General features: G+C 60.3%; 11 protein-coding genes and 2 pseudogenes. 3 read left to right on the plus strand and 10 right to left on the minus strand.

Annotation, left to right across the window (positions count from 1 at the left end):
- Positions 1-665: 665 nt before the first annotated feature.
- Positions 666-1,001, plus strand: a pseudogene (locus tag AC1RTB_RS13815) (DDE-type integrase/transposase/recombinase); the annotation flags it as partial.
- Positions 1,002-1,110: 109 nt separating this feature from the next.
- Here AC1RTB_RS13815 and AC1RTB_RS13820 read toward each other — a convergent pair.
- The 5 genes from AC1RTB_RS13820 to AC1RTB_RS13840 all read right to left on the minus strand — a co-directional run bounded on the left by AC1RTB_RS13820 (position 1,111) and on the right by AC1RTB_RS13840 (position 5,626).
- Positions 1,111-1,884, minus strand: a complete 774-nt coding sequence (locus AC1RTB_RS13820) for an SDR family NAD(P)-dependent oxidoreductase (protein WP_492881837.1) — start codon at positions 1,882-1,884, stop codon at positions 1,111-1,113.
- Between the two features lie 8 nt (positions 1,885-1,892).
- Positions 1,893-2,918 carry a hypothetical protein gene (locus AC1RTB_RS13825; protein ID WP_492881838.1) on the minus strand — a complete coding sequence of 342 codons (1,026 nt, stop codon included), beginning with the start codon at positions 2,916-2,918 and terminating at the stop codon, positions 1,893-1,895.
- Between the two features lie 83 nt (positions 2,919-3,001).
- A complete protein-coding gene (locus AC1RTB_RS13830; protein ID WP_492881839.1) occupies positions 3,002-3,988 on the minus strand; it encodes an ABC transporter substrate-binding protein in 987 nt (328 codons plus the stop codon).
- 56 nt (positions 3,989-4,044) lie between these two features.
- Complete coding sequence (locus AC1RTB_RS13835) at positions 4,045-4,821, minus strand: ABC transporter permease (protein WP_492881840.1); 777 nt, start codon at positions 4,819-4,821, stop codon at positions 4,045-4,047.
- 13 nt (positions 4,822-4,834) lie between these two features.
- A complete protein-coding gene (locus AC1RTB_RS13840; RefSeq protein ID WP_492881841.1) occupies positions 4,835-5,626 on the minus strand; it encodes an ABC transporter ATP-binding protein in 792 nt (263 codons plus the stop codon).
- Between the two features lie 283 nt (positions 5,627-5,909).
- Here AC1RTB_RS13840 and AC1RTB_RS13845 point away from each other — a divergent pair, with 283 nt between their 5' ends.
- Positions 5,910-6,518: a histidine phosphatase family protein gene (locus AC1RTB_RS13845; RefSeq protein ID WP_492881842.1), complete on the plus strand. Its 609-nt coding sequence runs from the start codon at positions 5,910-5,912 to the stop codon at positions 6,516-6,518.
- 548 nt (positions 6,519-7,066) lie between these two features.
- Here the strand turns inward: AC1RTB_RS13845 and AC1RTB_RS13850 are convergent.
- From AC1RTB_RS13850 to AC1RTB_RS13865, 4 genes are all read right to left on the minus strand, one after another.
- Positions 7,067-10,348 (minus strand): autotransporter family protein, encoded by a 3,282-nt coding sequence (locus AC1RTB_RS13850; RefSeq protein ID WP_492943820.1) that lies wholly within the window; start codon positions 10,346-10,348, stop codon positions 7,067-7,069.
- A 475-nt stretch (positions 10,349-10,823) separates the two neighbouring features.
- Positions 10,824-11,732 carry a hypothetical protein gene (locus AC1RTB_RS13855; RefSeq protein ID WP_492881844.1) on the minus strand — a complete coding sequence of 303 codons (909 nt, stop codon included), beginning with the start codon at positions 11,730-11,732 and terminating at the stop codon, positions 10,824-10,826.
- A gap of 251 nt (positions 11,733-11,983) precedes the next feature.
- Complete coding sequence (locus tag AC1RTB_RS13860; RefSeq protein WP_492881845.1) at positions 11,984-13,072, minus strand: helix-turn-helix domain-containing protein; 1,089 nt, start codon at positions 13,070-13,072, stop codon at positions 11,984-11,986.
- 381 nt (positions 13,073-13,453) lie between these two features.
- Complete coding sequence (locus AC1RTB_RS13865; RefSeq protein WP_492881890.1) at positions 13,454-14,083, minus strand: SDR family NAD(P)-dependent oxidoreductase; 630 nt, start codon at positions 14,081-14,083, stop codon at positions 13,454-13,456.
- 103 nt (positions 14,084-14,186) lie between these two features.
- Here AC1RTB_RS13865 and AC1RTB_RS13870 point away from each other — a divergent pair.
- Positions 14,187-15,083: pseudogene (locus tag AC1RTB_RS13870) on the plus strand (LysR family transcriptional regulator).
- 131 nt (positions 15,084-15,214) lie between these two features.
- Here AC1RTB_RS13870 and AC1RTB_RS13875 read toward each other — a convergent pair.
- A complete protein-coding gene (locus AC1RTB_RS13875; protein ID WP_492881846.1) occupies positions 15,215-16,120 on the minus strand; it encodes a LysR family transcriptional regulator in 906 nt (301 codons plus the stop codon).
- Positions 16,121-16,158: the final 38 nt, after the last annotated feature.

The raw sequence follows: 16,158 nt of genomic DNA on the forward strand, positions 1-16,158 counted from the left end.
CCTCCGGCACCGCATCGGACTGCTTTGCGCCCCACGCACGAGCCCGTTTCGCGGGAGGGTCGCCTGGTTCTGAGATGACGCGTATTCATAGTGCTTGAGCAGATAAAGCCTGTGATCTGACCATGGAGTTCCCTTCAACGAGAGGAACGTTCCATGGCTAGCCGATCTCCTTCAGCAACCGCATGATGAGGTCCGCGACGTCTCGCTGACGCAGAATGCGAGTGTCTCGATCGGAATCCTCTCCCAGTTCGAAGTTTGCTACGGCTACAGGGCCGTTGGCAAGCCGGCGGCCCTTGGACGAAGTGGAAATGACAACCGCGGCTTCATTGAAGCGGTGCTGTGGAGTCTGCGGATGTGAAGACCGTAGTGCGACCTTCCAACTGTACATAATCTTCAAGCTCTTCAAGCGATAACGCGTCTGCATCAAGGGCGATGTTTTCGTTAGGCTTTTGACGCCTGTTCGGACGGGCCGGACTTGGTCGACACCACCATCGTCAAGGTCCACGCCACAGCCAGGGCGCAAAGGGTGGCTCAAAGCCTGCCATAGGCCGCAGCAATGGCGGCATGATTACCAAGATCCTGCGCTCACCGACACGCTCAGCAACCTAGTCTGCTTTGTTTCTGCCCTGCAAGCGGTTCAACACGGTCGGGGTTGCTCCTCTCATCGCCTGCGATCCTATGGAGCAGCTAGGCGACACGAGATGCCGGCTGTCGAACACCGCTCGCAGAAGGGGCTGAACAATCGAGCCGAGAATTCGCATCTGCCACTGCGAAAACGCGAAAGGACGTTGCAGGGTTTCCGATCGCCAGGAAGCCTCCAACGCTTCAACTCGATCTTCTCGGTGGATCGCGATCTGTGCGTCCCGCCCCGCTCAAAACGCTCTGCTCTCGCCATCCACAATCACCGCCTGCAAGCGATGGCGGAATGGAAAGTTGCGGTTGGGAAACCCGCACGACTTGAGCACCACCAGGATCAGCACGAGCATTTTCAGATAACGTGACAACACCGAAATGGGTGCATGAGGTGTCCGTCGAAAACCGCATGAAGGGCGATGGGGTCTTCTTCGACGTTGCTGGTAAGTTCTGACCATAGAGGTGGCGCGACTTAGGTCAGTCGGCGGTCCAGCCGCCGTCGACCAGAAGCGACGAGCCGGTCATCAGCGACGACGCGTCCGAGGCCAGGAACAGTATCGCTCCCATGAGGTCTTCCACCTGGCCGATCCTGCCAAGCTTGATCTTTGCCGAGACGGCCGCCAGCGCGTCAGCATCGAGACCGTATGAGCGCGTCATGGGAGTGTCGGTGAAAGTTGGCGCAATCGTATTGAAGCGAATACCCTTCGGGCCGAATTCGGTGGCAAGAGCCTTGGTCAAACCTTCGATCGCAAATTTCGATGCGACATAGACCGATCGGCTCGGTGCACCAACGTGGCCTAGCTGCGAAGAAATATGTATGATTGAACCCTTGCGACCTGCAGAGACGAGGGCCTTTGTGACAGTCTGTGCAAGGAAGAAGGCGGCCCTGACATTGATGCCGAAAACGGCATCAAAATCGTCGGCACTGACATCGGCGAACGCAGCGGGACGATTGGCCCCGGCATTGCTGACCAGGATGTCGTATGGCTCCCTGCCATCCAGCGCCTGACGTACAGTGTCAAGATCGGTGACATCCAACGCCAGTGCGTCGGCGATCCCACCCGCTGCCCGGATGGCTTCTGCCGCTGCCTCAACCTCGGATGCCGTTCGTGCGCACAAGGTAACGCTGGCGCCAACCTCAGCCAAGCAAGCGGCAGCGGCGAGACCGATGCCGCGTCCGGCACCGGTGACAAGGGCGCGGCGTCCGTCGAGACGAAATGACGGCGTCGAAGGGAGTGTGATCGGGTTCATCGCAAGCTTTAGCCTCCGAGTTTGTCGCGGAGCTGGCCAAGGGCCGTTGCGGCACCCTCGACCTCGGTGACCTCAAAGCCTTCCGATAGCGTAGGGCTGTAGGCGGCAAGCGCGTTGCGGGCACGTTCGGAATAGGTCACGCGCCCCGTCGCCGAAATGCTGACGCCGTCTGCGTTTTCGAAGCCTCGGTTCCAAAGGATTGCGCCATCACGGGACAGGCTTTTGGGAAGGTCGAGGGATACCTGGCCTTCAGACACATGCACCGGGTATCCGCCCGGCAGTCCGCCCGGCCCCGGCGCATGCGTCCGGATATCGCCAAATCCCGCCAAGGCGAGGAGCACCGGCACGGCGGATGCACCCGAGATGACATTGAGGTCTCTATACGGAAGCACGATGTGACGCGTCCGCTCATCGACATTCGAGATTTCGGCATCCCCGATCCAGGCACGAACCGGAGGGCCTGCACGCTCGCTGCCGATTTTTCGCCATTGCACGAGATGCTGATGATGCGCCAGAACGCGCACCGACGCGCGCTGCTCGGGCTCCAGCATGCCGGCAATCACCGCAGAGAAGATGCCGACGTTGCCTACGCCTGTCGTGATGGGCAACCCGGCCGCATGGAGGACCTGGTTCACGCCGTCGGGGTAGCAGGTGTTGACGAAGGAAATGTTGCTGTCCATCTGCAAGATTGCAGTGGCTGTTCGCGTCGGGAGGACGGAATGAAGCGCCAGTGTCAGGCCGAACCCGCCCTCCGCGACGAGACGCGACCATCGTGTGTCATTGCGGTCGACCTTCCAGGGCGACTGCAATGACGCGGAATGGACGACGACCCGCGGACGTATCGCATCGAGACTTGCGGCGACGCCCGACGACGAGGTGAAATCGACTTTCCCGATCTCGAACGTCACGGGCCTCCCGAAAATGGCCGCCCTGGCACGGCCAGCCTCGGCCAGCCACTGGAGCCGCTCTTCGTTGCGGCCCCCGATCGCGACACGAAGCCGTCCTGTTGCGGTGGAAGCCAGGTCGCCGATCATGACTTCGGCGTAGTAACCGGTGCCAATGATGAAGATGTCGGCTGTAGTCATGTATGACCCCACTTCAGTGGCCCGCAAGGCGACTATTTAAGAAACTGATTTGTAAACGCCTTGGAAACGTCGATACTGTTCTTCAGAAGACCCATCTCGACGAGCTGGCTCTGGAGTTCGTTCCACCCTGCGAGCGTCGACGAGCCCAATCCGTTTGCCTTCACGTCCGGCGACTGGGTGAGCTTCAGAACCTCCGGGAGTTTCAGCTTGGCATAGACCTTGTCCGTGCTGGGATTGGCTTTCACGAAGGCTTCGTAGGCCTCGTCGGGGTGCGCGATCGAGTAGTCCCAGCCGCGCACGAATGCTTTGGTAAAACGCGCTACCAGATCGGGATTCTCCGCGATCAGCTCGGCATTGGTCATAAGCGTCGTGGAATACATCTTCATGCCGAGATCTTCGAGTAGAATCCAGCTGACATTCTCGCCGGTCGCCTTCAGCTTCAGTGCGTCGTTGAAATAAAACCCGACGCCGACATCGATGCGATCCGCAGCGATAAGCGACACCAGCGCGCCATCCGCCGGTACCTCGGTCAGCTTGGCAGGATCGAGTTTCAGCGTCTTCTTGATCGCCTCCCACTGACGGCCGGTGCTGCTTTTGAGCTGGATGCCGAGCGTCTTGCCGTAAAGATCGGTCTCGACATTCTTGATGTTCTGCGACGTCTTGAAAATGAAGGCCGTCGGATTCTGCTGAAGCAGCACCGCCGTCGCAACTACGGGCAGGTCGCGTGAGGCGCCAAGCAGCACCTGATCGGCCGACGCGTAGCCGAAGTCTGCATCCCGGTTGCCCACCAGTTTCGTCGTAACCGACGAACCCTCGCCCGGAAGGAGTTCGACCTCGATGCCCTCCTCCTTGAAGAACCCTTTTTCAAGCGCCAGGAAAATAGGCGCATGTTCGGATCCGAACACCCAGTCGAGGCGCAGCTTGACCGAATCCGCCGCATCGGCCGAGGTGCCGAATGCCACGAAGCCCAACGCCGCGATCGCAGTACGACTAATCCACGACCCAAAACTGTTTGACATCTTCATCTCCCTTTTGCGTAACCCATTCGAAAAGCAGTCATCACTCACCCGTCTCCTCACATGGTCGCTGATGCCCCTGACGCGTCATCCTGGGCGTTGACCACGACCATCCGCTCGGCGGCAACGATGACGAGAAAAAGCAGGATCCCGAGCACGCTCATGCATACGATGGCCGCGAACATGAGTTCGGTATCGAGCGATATGTTCGAGGAATTGATGATGTAGCCGAGGCCTTCACCTGCAGCGACAAACTCTCCGACCACGGCACCAACGATGGCCAGGGTGATGGATATCTTGAGCGCGGCGAAGAAGTAGGGCATCGCCCATGGCAGGCTGATCTTGGTGAATTTCTCCCAGCCGCTGGCGCCGAGCGAATCCATGTATTGCAGCAGCTCCTTGTCGACCGAAGTCAGACCCTTGGCCGTGTTGATCACGACTGGAAAGAAGGCGATCAGCGCAGCAATGACGATCTTCGGTGTCAAACCGAAGCCGAACCAAATGAGAAACAGCGGCGCAAACGCGATCTTCGGCAGAATTTGTGCAGCGACGAGGAAGGGATAGGTCAGTTCACGGATGATCCTCGAATAGGCGATGCCAATCGCAATGACGAAACCCGCCGCGACCGCGTAGAGGAAGCCAAGCGAGATGGCGACGAAGGTCGGCCATGTGTTGGCGAGCAGCAACTCGCGGTTCTGCCATGCAGATACCGCGATGCGGCTGGGGGGTGGCAAGATCACCGGCTTGATCTGGAGAAGATGCACGAGCACCTCCCATGCAGCGAAGAATACGATGAAGACCATAGCTTGGCCGGCGACGACGCTGAGGCGGTACATGTATGGTCCCTTTTCAAGCCGTCACTGGATCGCGGTGACGCAGGAGGCTGCGGATATGGCTGGCGAGCGCCAGGAACTCGGGTCGCTCGCGCGTCTCTTCGGTACGCGGCCGCTCGAACGGCACCGGGATGCGTTCAAGAACCCGACCAGGACGGGCGGACATGACGACGACCTGTTCCGACAGCAGCACGGCTTCTGGAATCGAATGCGTGATGAAAACCACAGTGGTTTCTGTCTGCGCCCACAGCAGCAGCAGTTCCTCCTGCAACGTCTCCCGTGTGATCTCATCGAGAGCGGCGAAAGGCTCGTCCATCAACAGGATCCGAGGCTGAAACGCCAAGGCGCGGCAGATAGAGACACGCTGCTGCATGCCACCCGACAATTCGTGCGGAAAGCGCTCCTCGAAGCCCTGAAGGCCAGCGATCTTGAGCCAGCGCCGTGCTTCAGCCTCACGCTCGGCGCGGCTCATGTTGCGGCGCGCCACTTCCATCGTCAGCATGACGTTGTCGAGGGTGGTTCGCCACGGAAGCAGCAGCGGACGCTGAAAGACGTAACCGACCTGGCCCTGAGTCTTGAGCCGGCTGAGCGGCTCGCCGTCAAACAACACCGTACCACTCGTGGGCTGAAGAACACCTGAGAGGATCTTCAGAAGCGTGGTCTTGCCGCAGCCAGACGGCCCGACGATGCTCAGGAACGATCCTGGCGCAATGTCGAATGAAACATCATCAAGAGCCGTAACGGTGCTGGTCTTCGTCCTGAATGAAACCGCGAGATTCTTGATCGAAATACCGGGCGCCTTGCTCATGAAAAGTCGAACCGACCTGACTGGCTGTGATCCGATCGTTCCGATGGAACCCTTACGATAGCGACGACCCTAAGCATTCACGCTCCCCCAAACTGTGACAACAATACGTGATCACGATATGTGATCTTTGTCAATTGAAGTCCGTGCCCGACGTGCATGAGGAACGGATTGCGTCTTACGGCGGTTACTGATGAAGCCTCCGCTTCTCTATGGGCGAGACGGTTCACTTCCTGCTCCCACCCATCCCTGCGGCCTGTTTCGATGCGCAAGGGAGGTTGGCATCATGAATCGTCTACTTATCGTCCGCCACGGCGAATCCGAGTGGAACGCCACTCGCCGACTTCGAGGCCACGCTGATATCGGGCTTTCCGCGGAAGGCCGTAACCAAGCTAAGGCGCTACGCGCTACGATTAAGGCGTTGGCGCCTGACCTGGTGGCGACGTCGGACCTAAAGCGTACTCTTGTTACAGCCAAACTGCTCGGATTCGCGGATGCCGAGCGACTTGAGGATCTGCGCGAACACGATGTAGGTCTGTGGACGGGGCAGGCGATCATGAATCTCAAGACGACGAATGGCGAAGCCTATGCCGGCTGGCGTGCGGGTACCTATACCCCGCCGGGAGGCGAGAGCTGGACCGATTTTCGGACGCGGACCCACAATGCTGTGTTGAGGCTGGCCAGCCGAACCACCTCCACTTTGCTCATCGTCGCTCACGGAGGCGTGGTGCGGGCACTTCTTGAAAGCTTCCTCGCTCTTACACCATCGCGTATAATCCCCGTTGGATCTGCCAGTCTGACAGTTCTTCGCTGTCACAATGGGGACGTGGGCGATATGCGTCTCGAGCTTTTCAACTCCAGTCCGGCCGGACCAAACCTTGATGCGCCGGACTAGGTGGTCTTGGAGCAGCCGGCTCATGCGCAAGATGACTGCCCCCCAGCAACGGGCTGAATGCCAGGGAGATTGACCTCGATGCAGAGTTCAGATGTCTCATTGGTCGAGCGCTCGCAAACTGGCCAATAGGAGAGGCGCTCCTATTGCACGCCACGTGTGGAACGTTGGCCCGTCGCTGACGCGACCTATGACATTGTGTGGCTGCCTAAGGGCTATCGGTCGCCACCGAGTGTGGTCGCGAAATTCTTGAGCTGCAGGTAAGCCAAGAGCGCTTCGAGGCCATTTTCGCTGGTCGGCGCACAGCTTTTCGCCAAGGCCAAGCGCGAGCGACTATACAATGTGCAGCTGTTGTTTTTTTTGGCGTGACATAATCCGGCCTTAGCATAGCACAAGTACCGTCCGCCCTCGGTGGGGATGACAGTCCTATTGGGCAATTGGCCGTACGTACGTTTGCCATTTTTCTGCGCCCTCTAGTAGGTAGCCAAGACCCTCTCTCCGGGAGAGGCCCGCCGCGATCCCGGTTCTGGTTGTTGCCCCTCCTGTTTTTCTCACCACTTCACCCTGAAGCCGGCGGTGCCGGCAAGGGCGTAGCTGTCGCCGAAGTTTTCCAGCGAACTGTTGACCGAAACCTCGCCATAGATCGAATATTTGTCGTCGTTCCAGTTGTAGGAACCGCCAAGGCCGAGCCCGCCCCACAGCCTGTCGGGCCGCGTTTCGAAGCTGACGCCTGAGACGTCGACCTGGGTGGCGTCGAGGAACTCGTAATAGAGATTGGCGATGCCGTAGAGATGGCTGCGCCGGGTCTTGCCTTCCTCGTCCTTCCAGTTGCGGTCGTGGTCGGCCGAGATGCCGAGGCGGCCGCGCAAGGAGTCGCCGCTGTCGAGCGAGACATTGGCGCCGAAGACATCGGTGAAGCGGCTGAAATGGACATTCGAATAGACAAGCTGGGCCTGCGGGGTCAGCGTCCAGGCTTCGTTGAGGGCGATCTTCTTGCCGGTTTCGAGCGACAGCGCATAACCAAAACCGCCATTGCCATCGGTCAGCGTCGGTGTCGCAAGGCCAAGCGCCTTTGAGGTCAGGTCGCTGTTGAACCAGGTCAGCTGGGCCTGGCCGTCGACATAAAAGCCGTTCTGGTCATACCAGGTCAGCGTGCCGCCGAAGCCACCACCTGTCGTGTCGATGCTGCCATCGCCGAAGAACGAGGTGACGTTGCTCGAGGCCTGGCCGAGATGCACGGTGATGCCGCCGATCAGCTTCGAGCCATCTTCGGCCTCGTGCAGCAGCCCGTCGAGACCGGCCTGCAGCTTCCACACATTGGTGTCGTAGTCGGTGCCCGAGGTGGTGACGGCCGGCTCGATCTTGCTGTGGCTGCCTTCGATGCGGCCCCAGATCGCCCGCTGGTCTTCGATCAACGCCCGGGTGCCATCAGCATTGCCGGCATAATATTGCGCCTGTTCGTTGGACACCGCGCAGCGGAAGTTCTGCGAGGCATCCTTGCAGAACACCGTCTCGGGGGCTGGGGCGGGCTCGGTCCAGTAGCGGTTGCCGACACGCTGCTGCAGCGTCGGCACGCCGTTCAGCGCCAGAAGGTGCTGCGGATAGGCTTCGTAGAGGGGCACGCCGGGCTGATAGCGCGGCTGCGGTGGGATGGGTGGAATGGGCGGCGGAACAATTTCCGAACGCAGATACCAGTCGCTGTCGGAGGGATCGGTGACGCCATTGTGGAACAGAGTGTAGGCAAAGGCACCGCCGACCACCGCCTGCTGGCCGTCCTTGGTGACATAGTCGCCACGCAGGACAAACGATCCGTTGGCCGTCGTCGCGCCATTGATGGCGTCGACAACCTTGATGCCGTCGGAAAGCGTCAAGGCGCCCAGACCAGTGGTGTTCCTGACGACTAGGGACGTCAGGCCGGTTGCCGTCCCGCCATTGATGACGAGCATATCAGAGGGCGAGCCGTCGGCGCCAAGATAGGTGTTGAGCGCAATCGTGCCGCCCTGGCCGACATAATTCTGCGTCGTCAGCGTCTTGTAGCTTGCCAGTTGCGTCGGATCTCCGACCGGTGCGACGAATTCGATCAGCCCGGCATTGGCCGTCTGCTGCGTGACGTTCGAGCTTGCCGGGATGGTCCAGATGCTGGTCGGGTCGACCGAAACATTGGTGACGTCGAACGCCGCGCCGGTCCAGTGCGAGCCGGTGGCGAGGTCGATGTTGAGCGTGGTGAGCGCCTCCGCCAGGGCGTGGCCGTTCAGCACGCTGCCGTTGGACGCGTCCAGTTGCACGGCGGTTGCCTGCGGCGCGAATGTGTTGGCGTAGGCCACTAGCATGTAGCCCCCGCCGCCGGTCACCACCGCTCCGTCGGTCACCACCATGTTAAGCGGACCTTCGGCGCCGATGGCGATGGACTCGGTGCTGACCAGGCTGCCGCCGGCCAGGCGCACATTGTCTATCCCGCTTGCCGTGAGGTTCAGCGAATAGAGCCCGAACGTACCCGCTCCCGTCGCCAGCACCGGCGTGTTGGTGAGGTCGATCGTGCCTGGACCGAAATTGAAAAACAGAGCGGCACCGCCGCCGGAGGTAGTAACGCTGGAATTGCGACCGATCACCGTGCCGCTATCTACCCTGATGCCGAACGAATCCGTGCCGGTTGTGGTGATGGTGTTGGCCGTCATGTCGACGGCGCCGTTGAATGATGTATTGACGCCCGCCGCGCCGTTGCCTCCCGTCACATTGATCGTGGTGCCCGTGCTGGTGATCAGGCTGTTTGGGCCATCTGACTTGAGCCCGGCGGCAGGGATCGCGCCTGTCACGCTGAAGCTCGAACCAACCGGTCCATTGGGTGTCACGAGATTGGCCGTGGCCAAAGTGTAATATGTCGGGTTCGCGGGTGCTGCGATATTGATCACGCTGTTGCCCGACACCGTGACACTGCTGTTGGGACGGGCCCATACCCCGACCGCGGCGTCTGGCCCGGCGACTGTAAGGTTCTCGATCGTGACCGTTGCGCCGTTAAAAGCGACCAGTCCCGCGCTGCCCGCTTGTCCGGTGGCGTGAACGCCATTGAGGTTGATAGTCAGGCCGCTGCCGATCGTGCCCGCCGCGACAGTGCTATTGTCGACCGAGACGCCGATGCTGTTAGTGCCATTCATCTGCAGGGTTGATCCAGGCAACAGCGTCACCTGGCCGCCGTCATGCAGATAGACGCCCATCGCCCCATTGCCGTTCATCGTCACTGGGATAAGCACGTCTGCGACGATGCGGCTGCCGGCACCAGACGCGCCGAGCCCGACCGAGTTGAACGCCGCCGTCGTGATGCTAGTGCCCGAATGCAGGAAGATCGTGCCGCCGCTCTCGGCGATAGCGCCGTGGCCAGCTGAAATGTTCGTGCCCGCCGTGGCGGTGTTGTTGATGGTGACAGCGGTGGCGTTGATCGTTCCGCCGATCGCTGCCAGCCCTGCACCGACGCCGGTGGTGGTGATTGCGGCACCGTTGAGAGTGACGCTGCTCGTCGCCCCGTTGGCGAGCACCGCGTGGCCGCCGACGGTCTGGATGCCGAGGCTGCCATTCGGCACGCTGATCGTTCCGCCGCTGGCCTGGAGCGCGTTGCCATCGACGGTCTGCAACGTGATCAGACCCGGGCTAGGACTAGCGGAACTGTTCAGCACAAGCACACCGCCGGTGACGTTGGTCGCGGGCGTTGCCCCGGTCGTGCTTATGATCGTGCTGCCGACGACGGTGGTGGTTCCAGACGCAACGTTGATCGTCGTCGTGACCGTTGGTGGGCTCGGCCCGACAACCTGGCCCATCGCTGGTCCTTGGGTCGACAGCATGGCGCTCAGCGCGGACGTGACAGCGACTAGCGTCGCCGACAGATTTTGAAATATTGGTGGGGTTGTAGATTTTTGCCGAAACCGAAAGCGGGGCAAAATCATTGGGCTCACGGAACGCCTCCGTTGATGCCCCAACAGCCCAACATGAGCATGAGCTTATATCTTCTTGCGTGCAAGTAAGCCGGTATTCAGGAATCCATTTTGACGATTGGATGTGGCATTTGAGCAATTGCTAAAAATTGCTGATCAAACCAGCCGCGCGCTATCGTTGTAGCGCGCGAGGATCTTGTAGCCGGTCTTGCGCGAGATATCGAACTCCCGGCAAAGTTCGAATGTGTAACCCATCTATCCGGAATGAACTGTCACCGATCTCTCGGGAAGGGCACATCAAATCGCTCATGGTGGCGATCTGACGGCGCCCGAGCGCGTAGCGTCCCGCGCGACGAATGCCGCCCGGGACGCCGCGGCCTGCTGCTCAGAGCGGGGTCGACCACTGGCCGCCCTTGTACAGGCGGGTAGCGGAGTTGGTGGTGGTGAGATCCACCTCCACCGACATCGAGCGGGCCGAACTGAACATCGTCGACGTCGCGATGTCCTGCTGGAACCAGACGAGCACCGTGTCGATCGGCGTCAACGTCACTTCACCTTGCACCATCCCGCTGGGCGCCACGTAGAGCGGCGTCGTATGCGGGACGCCATTGAGCGTGGAGATCTGGCTGAGCGCCGGGTGGATCAGGCCGAACTGGTTTTGCATTGTCACGCCGGTGACCGGCCCTCCGGTCGAGGGCGGCTCCAGGATACCGTTCGGATCGAGAAGGCATTCCTGGCCAAGTCCGAGAGACCGCTGGTTTGTCGTCGCCGTCACCGTCACCGTGTCGGCAAAGACATTGGTGCCGAACAGCGAAAACTGCGGCGTCCAGGAGAAGGAGGTGCTGTAGACAAACTTGGACAGCGATTGCCAGACGACGTTGTAGCTCCCGCTGTCATCGTCGGATGCGACCTTCTTGGCGAAGCACATGGCATAGTCGTTAGCCTTGAGCGTCGTCAGATCGTCCAGATCGACCAGGATCGTCACTTCCTTGGACACGGCAGCCAGCGCCGAGTAGAAGGCGCCGAGATTGTTCCTCGCAACCTCCAACTCGTGGATGTCCACGCCGTCTGCGCTGGCCGCGCTGAAGGTTGCCTTCTTGTCGGCGACCGAGGTGCAACTGCAAAGTTCACCGGTCACCGACTGCCCTTGCCTGACGTCGTAGGTATTGCCTTTCGAAACGGAACCGGACGTGATGTCGATCTTGAACGGTTCACTGGTGCTGACGGTGCCGTCGCCGCTGGCGACCTTCGTCCACATAATCCCAACCTTCTTATAAATGTGCAGCTTCGCCATGTTGGTCTCCTCGAACCTTTGCTGATATCGATTCAGATACGCAGTACACACGCGCCATGCAGGATAGACTCCTAATGTTATCGGCAAGCATCGCCACTAAGATAATCCTTTAACATTTTCAGTATTTCATACGGTGGCGCGACGCTTAACTTGCATTACCTATTTGTATTCGTCCTGAGGCTGGCGTCCAAAAAACCTGTCCATCCGTCCCGGCGCGGGTAAGGCAGGCGGATGGCAGGGTGGGGACACCTTCAGACGGCCATCAATTCCCTGAGCCAGTGTTCCAGTTGGTTGCTGCCGGGGGCAGGTCCCGGGATCGCGAGCCATTCGGCTTCTCCGCGACGGAAGGCTTGCCGCGCCGCACGAGGCGACACGCCAAAGGCTTCATGGAAGATCCGGCCGAAATGCGCATCGTTCCGGAAGCCGAGATCGTAGGCAATGTCGCTGATGCGGCGATGGTGAAACTTCGGGCTGCAGATATCGAACATTGCACGTCGGAGACGGCGAAGCCTGATGTAGTGGTGAACGCCTCCGCGCGCCTCGAACAATCGGTAGAGTTGGCTTCGCGAGATATGGAATTCGGTGGCCAGTGCTTCAGGCGCCAGGTCCGATTGGTGCAGACGCTCTTCGATATAGCGTCGAATGGTGCGGACAAGTCCGTCGTGCAGATCCGTTGCTGAGGCGGGCGAAGCGACGGTGCCGATCGCCAGACATGCATCCGCGAGCGTTGCCGTCACCTGAGTGAGGACTGCCGCTTCATGGAGCCAAAGGCGCGGGGCCTGTTGGCACAATGTCATGATATGCTGTCCCCGCAGGGCGCCCATGGCCGTGTCGCCACTGAGAATGCGGGCAGGTCGGCCACCCGGCCCGCCCGCGGCCGGAGACAGCAGCGACCGCGGCAGGACCAAGCTTACGCTTTCGCCGGGATGCGCGACGAAGTCGAGCGGGCTGGCCAGATCGATGATCCCGACATCCAGGCGACGTAGACGCTTGTGGCCGGACCGGCGCAGGAACCCGCCATCATGAGTGCAGATGTGGATGACGAAGTGATCCAGGTCGTCGCGCCGGAGCTTGGTATCGGTCCTCGTATAGCGGGCGAAATCGCTCTTGCCGTGCATGACCAGCGCCAGGCCCAGGTGGTAGACGGTCAGCGACGCGAAAAACCCTTGCTTTCGCCGATGAAACGGCAACGTTACCTTGAACAAACAAGACAAGAGGTCTTGCCAGAAAATCAGGCGATCTGTCTCCGCAACGTCTGAGGTGGAGTAGTTGAGTGTTTGTATTCGTGTTCCGATAATTTCAGGCGCTTGTACGGCAGTAAAGAAATTTGACGAAGGCATATCAAACTCCAACATAACCGATGGAGATCGACTATTACCAAGTCATCTGTAAATCGGGAGCAAAAAACCAAAATATATCAACCATACTGTTGCCGGCGCTTGGGTCGGTAATGGCCATTTTGGGTCCGCCAGACTTCAACCGGACATTATCCCTTACGTTGAATGCCGCGTGAAAACTCCTCTTTTTTAAGTAATCAAGGTAATCAGAGTGGCGGCATTTTTTTTGATCGCGCCCAACGGCACCATCTCACGCAACTGCTATCGTCTGATCGTTCTCCTGGTTTGTGCGTTCGCCATAGTCTTCCGCGTCCCGAACGCCAGGCTGGACGAGTGCCGGCCACGTCGCACTTTTCGCTATGGTCCAACTGAGCGCGTTGCCGTTCAGCCGGCGTAGCGAGCGGCCGGCTGGCCGGTCTGGGTAGCGTTGAAGAGGGCGGCGGCCGAGGCCTCGTATTGGTGCCAGAGCTCCAGGTTGGACACGGAGGGCCAGGTGACGGCCTCACCCTTGTCGAGCCCGGCCAGGGCCGCCTTAACCATGTTTTCAGGCGTCATGACCAGCGCTGGCGGGATCTGGTCGAGCGGCAAAATCGAGCCGTCGTAGATTTCGGTGGCGACAGCGGCTGGCAGCACCACCTGCACCTTGACCGCTGTGCCCTGCAGCTCCTGTTGCAGGCCGAGGCTGAACAGCAGCACGTAAGCCTTGGTGCCGCTATAGACCGAGGTGATCGGCAGGACCGCCACCGACATGGCTGAGGCCAGGTTGACGATCGTGCCCTTGTCGCGGGTCCGGAAGGACATCACCGCCGCGCGCGACAGGCGCGTCAATGCCGTGATGTTGACATCGAGCATGGCGGCGATTTCGCCGGCGGAAAGCCTGTCGGTCGTCCCGAGACCAGAGGTGCCGGCATTGTTGACGAGCAGGTTTATGCCTGCTTCTTCGGCGAGGATCGCCTCGATCCGGGCCACGCCTTCGTTGGTCGAGAGATCGGCCACCACCGTTTTCACGCCGATACGGTGCTTCGTCTCCGTTCAAATGAGTGACGAAGATCTAGCACTCGAACATTCCCATGATTAGGCGCTATAATCCCATTGAGCTTATGGAAGGAGCCAATGAATGCGGCGCGAGGAACTGGGAGAACTGGCGGCTTTTGCCGCTGTCGCTCAAGAATGCAGTTTTACCAGGGCCGCCGCGCGCCTCGGCCTTTCCCAATCGACCCTCAGCCAGACAGTCTCGGCGCTCGAAGTAAGGCTTGGCCTGCGGCTTCTGGCCCGTACGACCAGGAGCGTGCGACCAACGGAAGCGGGGGAGGAATTGCTGCGGACGCTGCAGCCCGCCTTTGAGGATATCGAAGAACGCCTGCGTGCATTGACCAATCTTCGAGACCGGCCGTCGGGGACGATCCGGGTGACGACCATCAAGTCGCCCTACCTGTCCATCGTCTTGCCCAAGCTCACCACTTTCCTTGAATCCTATCCGGAGGTGAGGGTCGAGGTGGTGATTGACGACAGGTTCACCGACATCGTGGCGGCAGGGTTCGATGCCGGCATCCGGTTTGGCGAATATGTGGAAAAAGACATGGTCTCGGTGCCGATCGGTCCCGATGTGCGAGCTGCCGTCGTCGCCGCCCCATCCTATTGATCACGCCATCCATTGCCGGCATCACCCGGCGACCTGGCGGAGCACAATTGCATCAATTTCCGCATGGCCAGCGCCGGCGAAATTTTCCGCTGGCGCTTCTGGGACGAGGGGAGGCCGCTCGATGTCAAGGTCGGCGGCGCCCTGACGGTGAATGAGGGCGACGTGCTCGAGGCTTCCGCCTTGGCGGGGCAAGGACTGGCCTATATCTTCGAGGATCAGGTGGCCGAACACATAAGCGCTGGCCGGCTGGTGCGCTGCCTCGAAGCGTGGTGTCCGCCTTTCCCAGGCTATTATCTCTACTATCCGAGTCGGAAACAAAAACCCGCGGCCCTCTCGGCCTTCATCGATCTCTTGCGCTATCGCGCCCCGTAATGCGCGCAGAGGTCCAACGACGCTTTCAGTCGCCTCGGTTGACCAGGTCATTTAGATTGAGAAACCCATCGCGGACGAGGGTGAGGACGCACAATGCGTTGACCGTCCTGCTGAGCGACAGCACAGCGGGTCTATCCTGTTGACCAGTTGTAACGGCGCACATGCTCAACCAATGAGCGGAGCTTTGGCGCCATGTTTCGGCGTTGCGGATAGTAGAGATAGAATCCAGGAAAGGGCGGCAGGAAGTCTTCGAGCAGCCAGACGAGCTCGCCCCTGTCCGCATAGGGCAGGAACGTCTCGCGTATCGCGAAGGTGATCCCGGCCCCGGAAAGTGCGGAGCGTAGCATCAGTCGAAGATCGTTCGTTGTGATCTGCGGTTCGACCGCGACGTCGAAGGCAACGCCATTTTCCTCGAATTCCCATCGATATGGAGCGACATTGATCGCTGGGCGCCAGCCGATGCAGCGGTGGCGAACGAGCTCGCGCGGGTGGGTGGGCACACCGTGGGCAGCCACATAGGTGGGCGAGGCTACGACGGCTTCGCGCCGGGTACCTCCGAGCGGCACGGCGATCATGTCCTGCTCAATCACCTCGCCAAGCCGGACACCCGCGTCGAACCCGGCCGCTACGATGTCGAATTCCTCGTCCGTTACCGTCACGTCGATGGTGACGGCGGGATTGGCCTCGGCAAAGCTGGAGAGAAAGTGCCCCGACAGGAAGTCTTCGGCGATGGAGGTGACGGCGATTCTCAGCAAACCACGCGGCCGATCTTCGGCCGCCAGTTGCTCCAGCGCGGCCATGATGTCCGACAGGGGGCGCGACAGGGCCATACGCAGGCTCTCCCCCGCCTCGGTCAATCGAACCGAGCGCGTGGTGCGCGTCACCAGCGCCGTGCCAATGGCGTCCTCAAGGCGCCGGATGCCTTGACTCACGGCAGATCGCGTGACCCCCAGGCGATCGGCGGCTGCGCGGAAATTGTCCTCCTCCGCCACCGCCTGAAACAAGGGCACCAGGTTGAGGTCGATCTTATTTGTCAAATTCTACTAACCACGATGTCCATGATTGAAGGGGTACT

The sequence above is a fragment of the Aminobacter sp. GW821-FHT11F06 genome (assembly GCF_058808215.1).

Bases quoted from the DNA above. Each gene is read 5' to 3' on its own strand.
- AC1RTB_RS13820 (WP_492881837.1), bottom strand. From the start codon at position 1,884: ATGAACCCGATCACACTCCCTTCGACGCCGTCATTTCGTCTCGACGGA.
- AC1RTB_RS13835 (WP_492881840.1), bottom strand. From the start codon at position 4,821: ATGTACCGCCTCAGCGTCGTCGCCGGCCAAGCTATGGTCTTCATCGTA.
- AC1RTB_RS13845 (WP_492881842.1), top strand. From the start codon at position 5,910: ATGAATCGTCTACTTATCGTCCGCCACGGCGAATCCGAGTGGAACGCC.
- AC1RTB_RS13855 (WP_492881844.1), bottom strand. From the start codon at position 11,732: ATGGCGAAGCTGCACATTTATAAGAAGGTTGGGATTATGTGGACGAAG.
- AC1RTB_RS13850 (WP_492943820.1), bottom strand. From the start codon at position 10,348: ATGCTGTCGACCCAAGGACCAGCGATGGGCCAGGTTGTCGGGCCGAGC.
- AC1RTB_RS13825 (WP_492881838.1), bottom strand. From the start codon at position 2,918: ATGATCGGCGACCTGGCTTCCACCGCAACAGGACGGCTTCGTGTCGCG.
- AC1RTB_RS13830 (WP_492881839.1), bottom strand. From the start codon at position 3,988: ATGTCAAACAGTTTTGGGTCGTGGATTAGTCGTACTGCGATCGCGGCG.
- AC1RTB_RS13860 (WP_492881845.1), bottom strand. From the start codon at position 13,072: ATGCCTTCGTCAAATTTCTTTACTGCCGTACAAGCGCCTGAAATTATC.
- AC1RTB_RS13840 (WP_492881841.1), bottom strand. From the start codon at position 5,626: ATGAGCAAGGCGCCCGGTATTTCGATCAAGAATCTCGCGGTTTCATTC.